Below are 17,069 nucleotides of genomic sequence, written 5' to 3'. Positions count from 1 at the left end.
TGAGCCTGGCCAATGCCTAACTTCGCAGATCTGGAGCTGTTCATTCTGATCGCCGAGCTGCAGGGCCTGTCCCCCGCCGCTCGCGTCATGTCGATCACCCCGGCTGCCGCCAGCCTGGGGCTCAAGCGCCTGGAAAACCGCCTCGGCGTGCGGCTGTTCACCCGCTCCACCCGCACCATGAAGCTCACCCCCGAAGGCGCACGCTACCTGGAAAGTGCCCAGCACGCCTTGAAGATCCTGGCCAACGGCAAGCGCTCGTTGCGCCACGATGACGGCATGCTGGAACTCACGGTGTCTTCCGACCTGGGCCGCAACCTGCTGCTGGACATGCTCGCCCGGCTCAAGCAGGAACGGCCGCGCATGTACATCAAGCTGGCGCTGAGCGACAAGGAAGAGGACCTGCTCAAGGGCCGCTTCGATGCGGCGTTGCGCTACGGCAAGAACCAGGCCCTGGATCTGGTCGAGCTACCGGTGCTCAAGCAGCATTACTTCATCGCCTGCGCCGCGCCCGATTACCTGGCCGAGCATGGCCAGCCCGAGTCGCCGGAACAGCTGAGCGAGCACGAATGCATCATCTGCCACAGCATTGGCCGCCCGGAGAGCCGCTGGCGTTTCCATGGGGCCGGCAAGGTCGAGGACGTGCCGGTGCAAGGGCATTTTTGCTGTGATGATGGCGATGCCGCACGGCGCTGGGCCGTGGCTGGCCACGGCGTGGTCAACCTGCCGCTGCTCAATGTCGTGGAGGACCTGCTCGCCGGTCGCTTGCTGGCGCTGCTGCCCGGTTGGCAGTCCGACGCGGCGCCGCTGAATCTGGTGGTCTCGCACCGCTCGCAGATCACTTCGTCGTTGCGCGCCTTGCATCAATGCCTGGTCGAGCACTGCACCGACCGCATGGCCCGCTATCAGGCCCTGACCCAGGACACCCGCTAGCCCTGGAAGTCGACAAGCAGGTCATGGGCCTGCTGGAACTCCAACCGGTAGATCCGCTCTTGAATGGCCCGCAGAGGGCCACAGGGATATTGCTCGTACAGTTCATCGATCAGCGCCAGGGCCTGGGCATTATGGCTGCTCAGCAGCTTGGCCAAGCGCTCCAGTGCCAACACCTGCTCAGGGTCCAGCCCCAGCTGCTGCGGTGCCAGATCCCCGTCGGCTGCCCCTGGCAGGGACGCCAGGCCGGCCAGCACCGGTTCCAGGCACCGCGCCAGCTGCTCGATCAGCGGCCCCAGCGCTGCCAGCCCGCCCGCCTGTTCCTCCAGTTGTCCAGCGGCCTCTTTGACCGCCGTGGCACCGATGTTCCCAGCGTTGCCCTGCAGGCTGTGGGCCAGAGAGCCGAGGGCTGCCAGGTCCCCTGCGGCATGGGCTTGCCACAAGCGTTCGATGACCTGCTGCTGGCTGTCACGAAAGTCGGCCAGGAGTTTGCGGTGCAGGGCCAGGTCCTGGTTCACCACCGCCAGCCCGCGCGCGGTGTCGATGCCTGTATAAGTCGGGTTCAAGATGCTTGTACCCGGAGGCGCCGGAACTTGCGCTACCGGCATGTCCGTCGCTTTGATCCAGCGCACCAGGGTCCGATAGAACGCCGCGACCTCCAGGGGCTTGCTCAGCAGATCGCTCATGCCGGCAGCCACCGCCCTGCCCTGCACATCGGCCTGGCTACTGGCGGTCACGGCAATGATCGGCAGCCACCGCAGGTGCGGATACCCGCGAATCTTGCGGGTCGTGGCGAAGCCGTCCATGACCGGCATCTGACAATCCATCAGCACAGCGTCAAAGCGCCCCTCCTCAAGCAACAGACGCAGGGCCTGCGCACCGTTCGCCGCCAGCACCACCTGGACCCCCACGCGCTGCAGCAGGCCCTGCAACACTTCCTGGTTGAGCCGGTTGTCCTCGACCACCAGCACCCGCGTCCCCACCAGCCAGCGTACCGGGTCATTGATCGCGCCCTGCCCCGCTGCGGCACCAGTGGCTGGCGTGGTGCAGTTTTCCTCAAGCGGTAACGGCGACAGGCTCAACTGCACGCTGAACTTGAATGTTGCGCCCTGCCCTGGCTGGCTTTTCACCCAGATATCACCTTGCATCAGTTGCACGATTTTCTTCGAGATGGTCAGTCCCAGGCCGCTGCCGCCATAACGCCGGCTGATGGACCGGTCGGCCTGGACAAAGACATTGAACAAACGGGCCTGCTGCTCGTCGCTGATGCCCACCCCCGTGTCGGTGACGCTGAAGCACAGCAGCGCCTGATGATCCCACTGGCGCACCAGGCACACACCGATACAGACATGGCCGGCCTCGGTGAACTTGATCGCGTTGTCCACCAGGTTGGTCAGCACCTGGGCCAGACGCAGCGGATCACCCACATAACGGCGCGGCAGTGAAGCCGGAATATCCAGTTGCAGCCGCAGCGCCTTTTCTTCCGCGCGCTGGCGGACCAGCAGCAACACATCGTCCACCAGTTCCCGCAGGTCGAAGCCCACTTGCTCCATGCTCAGCTTGCCGGCTTCGATCTTCGACAGGTCGAGCACGCCGTTGATGGTGCCCACCAGGTGTTTGGCCGCACGGTCGATCTTTTCGATGTAGTCGCGCTGCACCGGCTCCAGCGGCAGGTCCAGTGCCAGGTGGGCCATGCCGATGATCGCGTTCAGCGGCGTGCGGATTTCATGGGACATGCAGTCGAGAAACTCCGACTTGGCCTGGGTCGCCCGCTCGGCATCCTGTCGTGACTGTTGGATTTGCGCTTCCACCGCCTTGCGCTCGCTGATGTCCTGCAGCACTCCGGTAACCCGCGTCGGTGCTCCATTGGCGTCGCGCTGCATGATCTTGCCGATGTCCAGCACCCACAGCCATTGCCCCTCTTTGTTGCGCATGCGGTATTCGGCGCGGTATTCGCCGACTTCATCGTTCAGGTGCGCCTTGAGCCGGGCCATGACCGGCTCGTAGTCGTCCGGATGCACCAGAGCGGTCCAGCGCTCCAGGCCATGGCCGAAGGCCTGTTCCATCTGCTGTTTGCTGTAGCCAAGAATCTGCAGCCAGACATCGTTGTTGATGACCGTCCCCAGGCTGAGGTTCCAGTCCCACAGCCCCAGGGCCCCGCTTTGCAGGGCCATGTCCAGGCGCTGTTCGCTCTGCTCGATCTGCGCCACGTCGCGCTTGTGCCGCCGGGCATCGGCCAGACGCCGCAGGCCGCCCCACAGCAACAGCAAGAACACCAGGGCACTCAGCCCCTCGATCAGCAGCACCTGTTCCCCCGGCAACAGCGTATCCAGGTCGCCCAGGGTGATCAGGGTCCAGGGACCGCTCGGGTCATTCCAGTCGAAATCCACCCGGGACAGGCTATAGCGCCGGCCGTCCAGCTGGATCACCGACTGATGGGCATCGAAGGGCAAGCGTTCGGGCACCCCGTTGGCAAACCGATAGTCGCTGAACTGGCGGCGGATCTCCCCCGTGAACCGGTTCCAGGGCCAGGCGCGGTCGGACTTGAGGATAAAGGCCGGGGAACTGGCGGCCAGCACCACGCCGCTGGGGGACAGGATCATCTGCAGATCGTCGCTGTACGGCTTGCTCAGGCTGGCATCGAGCCTATCGGCATCAAAACGCGCCACCAGCACCCCGATCACCTTGTCCTGGCGCGTACGCGACTCGAAGATCGGCACCGCCATGTAGAACATGCGAGTGCCGGTGGTGGCGCTGATGGCGCCGTAGACACTGCTGCCGCCATCGAGAGCCACCTTGAAGTAGGGGCGGAAGGCCACGTTCAGCCCCAGGGGCGTCTGCCCGTGCTGGTCATGGGCCGCTACCACCACCCCTTCCCGGTTGAGAACAAACGCATGGTTGGCTTCCACCACCAGGGACAGGGTCTTGAGGGGAATGGTGGCCCGCTCCATCAGGTCCGCAGAGGGTTCGGGCTCCAGGACAATACGCTTGAGCGAGGGGTTGTGACGCCCGAGGATCGACAGTGCGCCAATGGCAAAACCGTTGGATTTCCATTGTTCCAGGTCCTGGGCCTGCTCCCGGGTCTGCATCTGGATGCTGGCCCGGTAGACGTCTTCGACTTGCACACGGTAGTAGTTGCCCAGCGCCCCTGCGGCGCCGCCCGCGATCATCACGCCCAGGGCATAACAGCAGCGCCTGTGACTGTCGAAGAAGTCCAATAACCCGTACAACCCTGTCCCCCTTTACCTGAAAAAAATCGGTGCCCGCCAACCCTTGTCCGAGGCATTGCCTGGCCCTGTCAGCGTTTTGCCAGCCGGCGTGGAAACTCCGGCGGCAGAAAATCGCGGTCCGGATCGTAGTCGGCCTTGAGGTAATCACAAAGCGCCTTGAGGTCCTGGGGCGACAATGTCCCCACCGCCTGCTTGAGCCGCAGGGTGTCGAGAATGTAGTCATAGCGGCTGTTGTTGTATTGGCGCACGGCGTTATAGAGCTGACGCTGCGCCTCCAGCACATCGACGATATTGCGGGTTCCGACCTGAAAGCCCATCTGCGAGGCCAGCACGGCGCCCTGGTTGGAGATGATCGACTGGCGCCGCGCCTGCACCTGATCGACACCACTGTTGAGACCGCGATGCAGGTTGCGGGTCTGCTCCACTACTTGACGCCGCAAGCCGTCGTTGAGGTACTCGCGCTGGTTCATCCGCTGGTGGGCTTCGCGCACCTGGGAGCGGGTCTGGCCGCCACTGAACAGCGGAATGTTCAACTGCAGACCGACGGTGCGCTGCTCGACATTGCCACCGTAGCCATTGCCACGGATATCGCTGTTGCCGTAGCCCAGGGCGTCGTTGTCCCCGGTCTGGTAGCGCAGCACCGCGTCCAGGGTCGGCGCGTGCCCGGCCTTGCGCGCGCTCAGGGTCTGCTGCGTCGCCTCCAGGGCAAACTGGCTGGCCTGCAGGGTCAGGTTCTGGCGCACCGCCGTGTCCACCCAGCGCCGGGCGTCGTTGGGTTCGGGCAACAGCACCGGCATGTCGTGGCGCAACCCCTGGACTGCCTGGTACTGCTGATGCGTCAGGGTGTCCAGGGCTTCGAAGGCATCGTCGGTCTGCTTCTGCGCCACGATGCGGTTGGCCCGCGCCGTGTCATGGCCGGCCTGGGCCTGCAGCACATCGGTGCGGTCCGACAGGCCCAGCTGCAAGCCCCGTTCGGCCAGTTGCTGCTGGCGCTTGAGCGCCGCTTCTTCGGCCTTGGCCGCCGCCAGGGCGTCCTGAGCCTTGAGCAGGCCGAAGTAGGCCTGGGCGCTGTCGAACATGAGTTTCTGTTCGGCGGCGGCCAGCTCCAGCTGGGCCTGCTGGTCTTCAGCTTGCGCGGCCTTGAGGGTGAACCAGCGATCGGCGCGGAATATCGGCTGGTTCAGCACCGCCTGATAACTGGTGGCACTGCGCCGGGTGTCCTGCCGCGGCTGCTGCAGGGAGGTGCTGGTGGCATTGAGATCGGCACTGGCGGACAGCGTGGGCAGCAGGCCGGCCCTGGCCTGGGGCACCGCCTCGGCGCGGGCCGCCTGTTCGGCCTGGGCCGCCGCCAGCTCGCTGTTGTGCTCGCGGGCATCCAGATACACCCGCCACAGGTCGCTGGGCAGTGCCTCGGGTCGGGGTTGTGACAGGTGTTGCAGGTGCTGTGAGGCCGCCTGCGCCAGGGGCGCCGCCAGCAGCGGGACGGCAAGCAGCCAGCCGGCAAGGGCTCGCTGCCGCGAATTCATGGGTTTGCTCATGGTTGGATCTAACACCGGGAAAAGAGGGCGCCGCAGACAGGAGAGGCTTTGCGCCCCTCCTGTGTTTCTCCTGCGAGGTCAGGTCAGTGAAGGCACCAGCACCGCCTGCGCGGCCTGATGGTTTTTCGGCAGCTGTTCGCGAGCACCGCCGGTGTCAGCGAAGGCCGCCATGGCCCCGCTGAGTTTTGCCAGGCTGGGGCCCCGGCCATCCGCAGCCGAGTCCAGCTCATTCGCCGCCGAGCCCAGAGCGTTCGCCGCCGGCAGCGTCTCGCGCTGGCTCCAGGCCAGTTCGAACACGCTGTCCCCGGCCGATCCGCTCGGACCAAAGCCCTTGAGCAGTTGCTCGACGCTGAGCATCGACGAGTCGCCTTTGAGCTCGATCAGCAAATGCCCATGGGCGGCCGCCTGGCTGCCCAGCACCTGGCGCAGCACCAGGGCGGTGCCATTGCCCGTGTCGGTCAGCTGCACGTCCTCGCCCCGACGGCTGACGAGGATATTCTTGCCATCGGCCACCGGCAGGATCACCCGATCCAGGGCCAGGCCCGGATCATCGTTGTCGATGACCACCGAACGGTAATGCGCCCACATCGCCGGGCTGAAACGATAGGTGTCATCCCCGGCGCCGCCGTGCAGCACCACGCTGTCGACCCCGGCAATCAACGGCGGCGCCAGGTCATCCTGAGGAGCATTGCCGCTGGCTCCCTGAAGCAGCAGCGAGGAGCCGATGCGCTCGACATTTGCGTAATGGCCCAGCTGCAGCGCCTTGCCGTCCTTGACCTGATACAGCGCCTGCGCCGTCGGGCTGTAGACATAGGCCGAGTTCGGCGTCCCGGCAGCGACGCCGATAAAGCGCAAGTCGCTGCCACCCGGGATGCCGTTGCTGGCGAACATCTGCCCACTGGCAATATCGAACCAGCCGCGGGTGTCGCCGTCCTGCAAGCTCAACACGCCTTTGGCGCCCCACTGGCCAGCCACCGTTGCCAGGGCCTGGGGCAGATTGCCCAGCCGCGCCTGTTGCCAACCCTTGTCCACGGCCACCAGTTGCACATCGCCGTTGTTGCTGCGCAGCAGCACTTCGCCTTGCACCGTGGTCAGGCGCAACCCGGCATCGACCTGGACCGCCGAACGCAGTTGCAGCTTGGGCATCCAGTCAATGGCGGCCGGCAATTGCGCCGAGGCCTCAAGCACCTCGTCTTTGCCAAACGCGGTGGCCAGTGCTTGCGCTGTCAGCGGCGGCTGTAGATAGAGCTTGCCGCTCTCGGGCTCGAACAGCCGGGCACTGGCGCTGGCACTGTCGAAGCCGAGAAACTGCAGCGGCTTGCCTTGCAGCGCGGACGATGCCACCACCACCTGACCGTTGTGGTACCACACCGGCAGCGCACTCTTGCCGTCGGCGGCCTTGACCCCGAATACCGCCAGGGTGGCATTGCTGCCGGCGACCTCGGCGAGGTTTTTCCACCAGTTACTGTGGGCCTTGAGCCAATGCTCGTTGACCGCCTCATAGCTCAGCCGTCCCGTCGCCTCGATCCGGGCCATGCGCCCGTCGTTGGTCACGGCCAGCAGATGGCCATTGAGATTGAGCACATTGGCCAGGGGCGGCGTGCTCAGCCGCAAGGCGCTTGGCTGGCCGGCATCGAGCACCTTCTGCCCCGGCCCTTCCTGGCGGAACAGCACCTGCTGCGCCTTGCTGTAGAAATAAAACACTTCCTGGCCACCGGGCTGCGCCTGGCTGCCCGCCAACACCAGGTCGGCCGGAATCTGCCAGGCGCTTTGCGCCTGCCCCGGGGCATCGGCGCGCGGCGCCTGCCCGGCCGGTGGTGCCAGGTTCGGCTTGATCACGATGCCGTCGCTGCTGCGCACCCAGTAGCGGTGCGCGACTTTGGCGTTGTCCAGGCCAAACACCGTGATCAGCTCTGCCGCAGTCGGCTCCAGCACGGGCGCGCCCAGGCTGTACACCGGGGTGTCGCGCTGGGTGGCCTGAGTCTCGTAGCCCTTGAGCAGGGTATTGAGCAGGGTCTTGGCGTCCTTGCCATGCTGGCTGTTGCTTGCCGACAGTTGCAGCAACGACTCATCGCCGACCACCCCCACCAGCTCCATGCGGTCACCGAGGATACGGAAGCTCAGTTCGGCTTCCCGCTCCTTGAGCTGATAACGACGGGCCAGATACACCGCATCGCCCTCTTGCCAGAACCGGCTGATCTGGCCGGCGCTCTGGTTGAACGCAGGGGCGAACTGCGCATCGACCTTGCCGCTGGCAATATCGACCCGCCACGCGGCGGCGTTCTCGGCATCGACGAAGTAGGCATGCTCGCCGATGACCGCCCCCAACTGGGCGTTGCGCGCCTGTTGCACATCGGTGTCGGTGAATAGCATGCGGTCCTTGGCAACCTCGTAGTACGCCCGACCGACATTGCGCTCACCGTGCTTGTAGTTCTCCACCACCACGTATTGGCCGTGCAACTGATGGGCCTGGGCCAGCTCCTTGAGGTGCTGTTCGATGCGCTGCCCGGACACCTGCCATTGGCTGGCGTCTTCCTTCACCACGTAGGTGGTCAGGCCGGCAAAATCGGCTGCCCGTACTTCGCCCTTGGCGTTGACCAGCAGCACCTGCCCGCTCTGGGCCGGGTCGAGCCTGACCTTGACCCCGCCCACCAGCAAGTGGTCCTTCGCCACGGTGATGCTGTCGCTCTCAAGCTGGCTGCTGTCGATGATCCAGCGTGACGGCTGACGACCGGCCTCGTTACTGAGCCTGACCTCGGTGCCTTCGTTGAGGCCAATCAGGTATTCGCCGCCTGCGCCCTGGATGTCGTAGCGCAGGTAGCCGTACAGCTCCTTGGGCAGTTGCGGCACCACCAATTGCCGGTTGTGCCCATCTAGCAGCACTTCTACCGGCGTCTCGACGTACTCCTGGTGAATCCGCCGGATCGTCTCCTCGCTCGGGAAGATGTAGAAGTCGTAGTCGAAGCGCCGGTCCTGCTCGAGCTTGCGAATCACATCGAAACCCGTGTCATGCCGGGTGGTGGCCCCCGGCAGGATCATGTACTCGTAGCTGATGTAGGACTTGGGCGTGCCCGGCAGGATCACCGTCCTGCTGTCGCCGTGGTCGAGTCTGGGCGGCTTGGCGCCGTGGCCAATGCCGCTGCGCACCTCGATCGCCTGGGCGCGGTCGTGGATCATCCGCGGAAAGTCCCCGACCCAGAAGAAGTAGTTGATCGCCCCGGAACCGGTGGAGCCGTGGTGAGTGCGGTAAATGTACTGGCTGTCGAAACCTACCTCGTTCGAGCGCAGGTCGAGGCGCTTGACCACCGCCCCGGCCAGGGGCACCAGCACCTGCTGTTTCTCGTCATAACGGTAGCCGTTGCCTTGGTAGGCCTTGTCCAGGGTGTCGAAGTAACGTCCCACCGCCTTGGCATCTTCGGCCACCGCGCCAAAGGCCTGGGCCAGTGCCGTGAAGCCTACCGCCAGGCCACCGAGGATCACCCCCGCGCCGCCCAGCACCGCCGCCGTTGTCGAAGCGCCGATCAACCCGGCACCGATACCCGCCGCGCCACTGACAAAACTCGCCGAATCGAACGCCAGCTGGGTGCCGAATACGGCTTTCTGCACATCGTTCTCGGCATGGGCCAGCTCATAGGCATCCAGGCCGACCATGGCCCCGCCAAACAGCACGCCTGCGCCCTCGTTGACCGTGTGCCCCAGGGTCGAGGCAAAGTCCTTGAGCGAGGACTCGGCGGCCAGGGCTTCGCCGCGCAACGCGGTTTGCACCAGTTGGGTGACCTTGGCCACATCTTGCACCGTGCCATGGCCAATCTGCGCCAGGCCCAGGTAGCTATGGATCTTCAGGGCGGTGGCCAGGTCCGGTGAAACCACGCCCTGGGCCGCATCCTTGCGGTTCTTGTCGGCAAACCACTGGATCAGCGTCTGGACCGCAAAGCCCGCGTTCAGGCCGTCCACATGCGCCACTTCGCCGACCCCGCCGCGGGGCCGGATCTGCCCATGCTCCAGGGTGAAGTGCTCGTTGAGCACACTCATGTGCTCATCGACGAAACGACGGAATTCGACAAAGGTGCCATCGTCGGTGCTCAGCCAGCGGGTCTGATCGGGCTGGTCACGGTTGATGAACTGCACCCGATAGCCGCCCTCCGGCTGTGGCTCGGTGTTGGCGATGATCGGTATCCACTGGCTGCTCAGTTGGTGCTCCCGGGCCAGCCGGGTGCTGGCGGCGTCGAAGCGCGCCCCCCATTGCTCGGCGTCGAACGTGGTCAGCGCCGCGCCCAGGCGCAGGTCCTGGCTGACGCGCTGCTGGGCACCCACCGCCTGCTCCACCTGGCGGCGTTGGCCGATGACGCCGGCCAATTCCTCGGGACGGGACAGATCGGCAACGTTCAGCCCGCTGCCCACCGGCACCTCGGCCATCTTGTGGGTGTCGATCTCGATCAGGTTGAAGGCCGGCTGCGACTGGCTGCCGAACGAGCCGTAGTGCGCCGCCAGTTTTCGGCGCACCAGGTGCTGCTCCATGGCCTTGGCCAGGCCCTTGCTGGAGTCGAAAGCGAAGATCCCCACGTTCGGGTCATAGAAGTAGTAGCGACGGCCTTCGGGGCCCTGGGTACTGCCCACCATCATCGAGTGGTTCTGGGTGTTGAGGGCAAACATCGAGTCGCTGCTGCCGTTGGCCAACCGTGCCACCACGTCGGACAACTGGAACTGCCCCAGCGCCTTGGAGGCCTGGACCGCGTCGACATTGGAATGCAGCCGGATCAGGCTGTTCTTGAGCAAGGTCGAGCTGCCCGCCTGGGGATCGGCCGAGGCCAGGAACAGCTTCTGCACCAGGCTGTTGACCCCCGCCTCACCGCCCCTGGCCAGGGCGACGGCCATGGCCCTGACCAGCGGGTAGCAGCGGCCTCCGGAGCGGTCCCCCACCAGCGACAGGTAGAAGTCCTGGGGCGCCAACTGGCCGAAGACACTGCCGGCGCCCCGGAAGTCTTCACTGAAGGTCGCAGTCTGGCGCAGCACCTTGTCGATGTATTCGGCCTGGCTGGTCTCACTGATGCGGGCACTCAGGGCGCCACGCTGCCCAGGCGTGAGCTGGCCGTCGAGAAACAGGCGCTTCATCTCCAGGGCCGACTTCTTGTCGTCCAGCCCGGGGATCTTGATCTCGCGAAAATCCCGCACGCCGTCACTGAATGCCGTGCCCCGGGCCCCGCGCTGATAGGCCTCGGCAATGGCGTAGCGCTCGCCCACGCTGGTGCTGCGCTCATCGCCCCCGCCCTGGATCGCCGGGTCGTCGGTGCGCACCACCGCAGCACTGCCCTGCTTGGCCTGGATCTGCTGCCAGAGCCAGGTCTTTTCCACCGAAGCGGCCTCACGCAACACCGGTTCGTACTGCGCCCGGTAGAAATCCTGGGTGAGGTTGAGCTGCTTGATCTGCTGGTCGATCAGGCTCTTGTCGCTGGCCCCGCGCCGCTGCTCCTGGAGTTGATAACGCTGGTTGCCGAGCTGTTCGATGTCGGCGCTGACCTTGGCCTGGACCGCATCGCGCAGCCGATTCCAGGCGGCAATGGCCGGGTGCTCGGGAGAAAAGTCGCCGCCGCTGTAGACGCCATCGGCCACCCCTTCAGTGGACACGCCGAACTGGGTCGCCACCTTCTTCAGGTTCTGGTGCACCTGTTCGCGGTACTCGGCGAACTGGGTCCGGTTGCGTTCCTGCACCTGGCTGTCGGCGGTCTGGATGGCAAGCGGCTCTGCACCCTCGCGCAACTTCGGCCAGACCATCTGCCCTTCGCGCTGGTACTCCTGGCGCTGGAACACCAACTGCCACTGGCCGTCGACGACCTGCATGTACGCCGCAGCCAGGCCCTCGGCGGTGCCGGCCACCTGGTAGTCCTTGTAGTCGACCGCCATCACCACGTTGTCGTACAGCAGCGAACTGTTGACCCGACCGTCGTGATAGACCCGATAGGTAGTGGCGTCCAGGCTGGTCACCACCAGCGAGCAGCCCGACAAGGTGCCGGTAAAGAGGAAGCTGCCCGCGCGCGCCTGCTTGGGAATGTCCACATAGGCCGGCGCGGCGTTGGCCTGGTTCGGCCCGTTGTAACCGAGGAAATACGCCGGCACGCTGTCCGGGCTCCCGGCGCTCACGGAGTTGGCGCTGTGCTCGGTGTATTCGAGCTCATACAGCCTGGGCGCGACTTCCACCAACTGCACGTTGCCCTGGGCCGGCAAGCGCCCCGCCTTGACCAGGGCCTCGGCACTGAGGGTGTGAGTCTGGGCGAACTGCACCGGGTCGGCGGCAAACTGGTGAATGTCGGCGCTGCCCTGGCGCGGTTCGAAGCCGGCTCCGAGCGACGCCAGCCCGGTCTTGAGTTGCAGGTCCTTGGCGGCCTGCCCCAACAGCGCGGGCAGCGGCCCCAGGTCGGTGAAGCGCGGTGGATGGAACTCCTCGCTCGGCGCCAGGCCTTGATTGACGATGGGCAGGACTCGGGCCATCACGGCGTCGTACAGCTCCCCATGCAAAGCCTCCCGGCGCCCTTCGGCACGGTAGCGGTCGAAGGTCTGCAGCAGGTCCTTGCCGATGCTGTCCGGCCCCTGGGGTTCATAACGGGCGGCGACATACAGGGTTTCGAAGAACGAGTGATAGCCGTTGCGGATCATGAAGGCCGCGTTGGCCATCTGGAACTGCCAGTACTGCTTGACGCTCGGCGCGCTACCGAACAACTCCGGCAAGGCATTGCTGACGGTCTGGGTGGTCCCGGAAATGCCCCCCACGAACGGGGTGTCCAGGTCGTTCATGTAGCGTGTGGCTTCATTGTTCGGATCGGGACGGAACTGGCTGTAGCTGCGGTACTTGTCGTCCTGGATCAGCAGCGCGGCATCGGTCTGTGCCTGCTCCGGGTGGGTATTGAGGATCAGGTAGGGGTCGGGCTGATTCAGCCGGTTGTTGATCATGACCTTGTCGGCGCCGGTTTTTGGCGCCAGCGCGGCATGGGCATTGACCGGCACCGCGGCCTTGGAAAAGCTGTCGGCCACGGGGCGCAGGGCATGGAACAACGCCTGCTTGCGCAGGCTGCGGCCCTGGTCGCCGGACAACAGCGCCTCGACCGTCGGCCGCCACGCGACGTCGGCCGGCGCCAGGCCCTGGGGGCCGCTCAACAACAGGTTCAGCAACTTGCTGTCCAGGCCGCGCTCCACCGCCACCTGATCGAAGACATGCACCTTCGGGTTGCCTGGATGCTGCCCGGCGTTGGCGCTGGCCACTCGCTGTGTTTCCATCTCGATCGCCTGGGCGCGCCACTGTTCATACAGCGGTGCCAGCAGCAATTTGGCCTGGGCAATGTCGCTCTGCAGATAACCGCCTTGCAGGACTTTGCTCAGCGCCTGGCTCTTCACCAGGTTCTGCCCCAGGCCGAACAGCAGCTCATCGTTGTCGTGGCTTTGCCAGACCGACGCGGCGAAGGCCTGTTCCCACAGCACCTTGTTCAGGTTGTTGCCCTTGATATCCCGCAGGCTCGGGCGGCTGTGTTGCGCCAGCAGCACCCCGGCCGGGGTGATGTGGTTGCGTTCGAGCAGGCGCGTCAGCTGTTGCACGAAGGTGGCGCGCTCGCTGCTGCCTGCGAACAGCCGGCTGGCCTTGAAGCCCTCGCCGCGCAATTGTTCCAGGCGCTCGAAAAACGCTGCGTTGTATTGATACAGGGTCTCGGTCTGGGCCTTGCTCAGGTGGCTGCTGCTGACCTTGTCGCCCTCGACGGTCATCACGGCAAAAGGTGTCGCCGAACGGTAAGCGTCACCCTGGGGCATTTCCAGCAGGTACTGATGCTCGGCAAAGCCGACCGAGCGTTCCAGCTCATGAATATTGACGAACAGGCCGTCGCGGTCCGGGTGGTAGCTGTTCTGCCGATAGTCTTCGACGCCCAGGGTCTGGAAGCTGCTGAGGTCCGCGTTCTGGTTGATCAGTTCGCTCAAGGCGCCAGCCAGGGGCACTTCACGGGTCACGCTGGTGCCGGGCGACTGGCCCGAGACCTGGATGCCGACCTGGTTGGGCACTTTGCGATCGACGCCGGTCAACAGCAGCTTGCGGCCGTTGCTCAGCACCTGGGCCTTGAAGCCTTCGCGCAGGGAGCTTTCCGACACCAGGTGGTTGGCGAAGTACTGCTCGACGAACCCGGTCTTGACCAGCACCGAGCGAATCGGTGCATAGGTCGGCGAGCGCATGGACGGTGGCTCGCTCTTGAGCCGGTACTGTTGCTGCCAGGCCAGGGAACGGGCGGCGGTGCCAAAGGAGAAATTCAGCACGCCGTCGGTGGGCACCACCAGCCGGCCGTGCTCCAGGTAGAAGTCCTTGAAGCGGCCATCGGTGCTGGCATTGACCAGCGCCACGTTCATGCGGATGTAGCCCGGGCGCTCCTCCATCATCAGCAGTGAAAGGTTCACCGGCAGCTCGTCGGAGGCCCGGGGCGGCTTGGCCAGTGCGTCCAGGCTCGCGGCCTGCTGCTGCGGGGCGGCCTTGAGCCAGGCGTTGTAGCGGGTACTCACCTCCTTGTAGGCCTGCAGCTCGGAGAACAGGGTCACGTAGGTCTGGCTGAAGGTGGAGTCGGCCACCTGCAGGCTCAGGTGCTTCTCCAGGCGGTTGATCCGGCCCTTGAGCTCTTTCTGCTTGGCCGGCGCATCGGCTTGCAGGACCTCGGCCTTGGCGCCACCGGGACTGAGCAGCCGCAGGGCCTTGTTCCAGGTGCTGTCATAGTGGCTGATCGCCGTGTCCTGACGGCTGTACAACAGGATGTCACGGTCCAGTTGCTGCTTGTAGGCAATGGTGGCCGGGGTGTCGGCGATGGCCTTCATTTCTTTGCGGCGTTGTTGCAGCACCTGCAACTGATCGCCCACCGAAACCGGGTTGTCCTGCATCTGGTAATGCTGGGCGGCCAGCACGCTCAGGGTGCTCTGCTGCATTTCCAGCAGGCGCTCGCCGACCTGGCCGATGTACGCGGCACGCTCGTCGGCGCTCATGTTGAACCATTCGGTTTGCCGCCCTGCCGTCTTGATCTGTTGGTCGATCAGGGTATTGAGCAGGCGCGTGAAGCCCTTGGACATAAAAGCCATTGCAATGATCCTTTGTCTGTTTTGAGCCAAGCCCTGCGTCTCGCGAAGGGCTGCCTAGGGGTATGGAACTGCGGGGTGGGGAGACATGACGGGTGGGCGAGTCCTCCTGCCGTCGGTGGGGTCAGTCCTTCATCTGCAGCGCCCACTGCCGGGCATACAACCCGTCCAGGGCTAGCAGCTGTTGGTGTGTGCCTTGTTCGAGCACCCGGCCCTGATCGATGACCAGAATCCGGTCCGCATGGCGCAGGGTATTGAGGCGATGGGCGACGCTGATCACCGTGCGGCCGTGGACGATGCCCTGCAGGTTGGCCATCACCGCCGCTTCCGACTCGTAGTCCAGGGCACTGGTGGCTTCGTCCAGCAACAGGATGCCGGGGTTGGTCAACAGGGCCCGGGCCAGGGCAATGCGTTGACGCTGGCCGCCGGAGAGCTGGCCGCCACGCTCGCCCACCTCGGTCTCGTAGCCCTGGGCCAGGGCCTCGATAAAGGACGCCGCCCCGGCCAGACCGGCGGCGTGCCGCACCTCGGCGTCGCTGGCTTGAGGCCGGCACAGGCGGATGTTCTCGGCAACGCTGCCGGCGAACAACACGCTTTCCTGGAGCACCACGCTCATGTTGCGGCGCAGGGCCACCGGATCGGCGATGGCCAGGTCGATGCCGTCCACCAGCACCCGGCCGTGCTGGGGCACATAGAGGCGCTGCAGCAGGCGGGTCAGGGTCGATTTGCCGGAACCGGAAGGCCCGGTGATGCCGACGAACTCGCCCGGCTGGATCTCTAGATCCAGCTGGCGCAGCACCTCCTGGCCGTCTTCCTCGTAGCGAAAACGCACCCCCTGGAAGCTCACCCCGCCCTGCAACGCTGGCACCGAGGCCAGGCCGCCGCTGCCGCTTTCACAGTCGCTGTCGAGAATGTCCCCCAGGCGGCGCAGGGAAATCAGCGTGTGCTGGAAGTCCTGCCAGACCTGGGCCAGACGCAGGATCGGCTCCACCACATGCCCGGCCAGCATGTTGAAGGCCACCAGTTGGCCGGGGCTCAACTGGCCATCCAGCACCAGCATCACGCCCCACCACAGCAACAGCGCCGCGGTCAGCTTCTGGATCAGGCCGATGCCCTGCCCGGCCCAGATCCCGACGATGCGGGTGTGGAACGCCGCACGCACATAAGCCGCCAACTGGCGCTGCCACTGCTGCTGGAAGGCGCTTTCGATGGCCCCGGTCTTGATAGTCTCGATGCCGGTCACGGTCTCGGTGAGAAACGCCGTGTTGGCCGCATTCAACTCGTATTCGCGCAAGGCCCGGCTGCGCAGCAAGGGGCCCACGCACAGCCAGAAGAGGAAATACAGGGCCAGGGAGCCCACCACCACCCAGGTCAGCAGCGGTGCGTAGCTGTACATCACGGCGATGAACAACCCGCAGAACGCCAGGTCCAGCACCAGGGTCAAGGCCGAGCCGGTAAGAAACTGGCGGATCTGTTGCATCTCACCGACCCGGGCGATGATCTCGCCGCTCTGGCGCCGCTGGAAATAACCCAGCGGCAACTGGATCAGATGCTGGTACAGGCGCGCGGACAGCTCGGCGTTGATCTTGCTCGCCACATTGCTGAACAGCCAGGACCGCAACAGGCCGAACAAGGGCTCGAACAGCGCCAGGGCCAGCATGGCGATCCCCAGCACTTGCAGGCTCGACAGGCCGCGACTGACCAGGACCCGGTCGATGATGTTCTCGAACAGCAGCGGCGTGACCAGCGCTACGCCTTGCAGCATCAGCGACACCAGCAGCACGCTGCGAAACTGCCGCCCATGCTTGAGGATCGACGGCAGGAACCAGGAGACGCCGAAACCACCCGTCTTCAGTTGCACATGCCGCTCGGCCAGCAACAACACCTCTCCCTGTCCCTGATCATGGCCTTGCCAGAGCGTCGCCAGCTCCTGGCGCGACAGGGTCTGGCATTGCCCCTGCAGCGGCCAGAATACCCGGACCCGGTCGCCCTCCACCGCGTCCAGCACCGCCCAGCCCCGAGTGGTGTCCAGCAGCGCCGGCAGCGGCAGGTGATGCAAGCGCTGCACTCGGCTCTGCACTGCCCGTGCGCGCAGACCGATCCAGCCGGCGCAGCGCCGCAGGTCAAGGCTGTCGGCCGCTCCTTCAACCCGCCCCAGGCGGTGAGTCAGTTGCGCCACGCTGATGCTCAGGTCGAAGCGCCGGGCGGCCCAGGCCAGGGCGTGCAGGCCGGTGTCGAGCATTGTCGGTGAGGGTTCAGAAGCGGCATCGAAAGCGCGGGTCAT

Annotated in this window: 5 protein-coding genes; 1 reads left to right on the top strand and 4 read right to left on the bottom strand. The window is 65.4% G+C overall.

The window, feature by feature from the left end; all coding sequences use genetic code 11:
• Positions 1-12: 12 nt before the first annotated feature.
• A complete protein-coding gene (locus KI242_RS15770) occupies positions 13-930 on the top strand; it encodes a LysR family transcriptional regulator (RefSeq protein WP_053151662.1) in 918 nt (305 codons plus the stop codon).
• Here KI242_RS15770 and KI242_RS15765 read toward each other — a convergent pair.
• The 4 genes from KI242_RS15765 to KI242_RS15750 form a co-directional block, all read right to left on the bottom strand.
• Positions 927-4,097, bottom strand: a complete 3,171-nt coding sequence (locus tag KI242_RS15765) for an ATP-binding protein (RefSeq protein ID WP_212806383.1) — start codon at positions 4,095-4,097, stop codon at positions 927-929. The genes KI242_RS15770 and KI242_RS15765 overlap by 4 nt on opposite strands.
• A gap of 128 nt (positions 4,098-4,225) precedes the next feature.
• Positions 4,226-5,695 carry a TolC family outer membrane protein gene (locus KI242_RS15760; RefSeq protein ID WP_053158497.1) on the bottom strand — a complete coding sequence of 490 codons (1,470 nt, stop codon included), beginning with the start codon at positions 5,693-5,695 and terminating at the stop codon, positions 4,226-4,228.
• 78 nt (positions 5,696-5,773) lie between these two features.
• On the bottom strand, positions 5,774-14,788 hold the full coding sequence (locus KI242_RS15755; RefSeq protein ID WP_053158494.1) for a TcdA/TcdB pore-forming domain-containing protein: 9,015 nt from the start codon (positions 14,786-14,788) through the stop codon (positions 5,774-5,776).
• Positions 14,789-14,909: 121 nt separating this feature from the next.
• Positions 14,910-17,069, bottom strand: coding sequence for a type I secretion system permease/ATPase (locus tag KI242_RS15750; RefSeq protein WP_123473383.1), 2,160 nt, complete (start codon positions 17,067-17,069; stop codon positions 14,910-14,912).

This window comes from Pseudomonas sp. Eqa60 (genome assembly GCF_018326405.1).
GTDB lineage: Bacteria > Pseudomonadota > Gammaproteobacteria > Pseudomonadales > Pseudomonadaceae > Aquipseudomonas > Aquipseudomonas protegens.
This window is presented reverse-complemented; position numbering and strand designations above follow the sequence as displayed.

Excerpts from the sequence above, each read along its gene's own strand:
- KI242_RS15755 (WP_053158494.1), bottom strand. The coding sequence starts at position 14,788 with ATGGCTTTTATGTCCAAGGGCTTCACGCGCCTGCTCAATACCCTGATC.
- KI242_RS15760 (WP_053158497.1), bottom strand. The coding sequence starts at position 5,695 with ATGAGCAAACCCATGAATTCGCGGCAGCGAGCCCTTGCCGGCTGGCTG.
- KI242_RS15750 (WP_123473383.1), bottom strand. The coding sequence starts at position 17,069 with ATGACCCGCGCTTTCGATGCCGCTTCTGAACCCTCACCGACAATGCTC.
- KI242_RS15765 (WP_212806383.1), bottom strand. The coding sequence starts at position 4,097 with ATGATCGCGGGCGGCGCCGCAGGGGCGCTGGGCAACTACTACCGTGTG.
- KI242_RS15770 (WP_053151662.1), top strand. The coding sequence starts at position 13 with ATGCCTAACTTCGCAGATCTGGAGCTGTTCATTCTGATCGCCGAGCTG.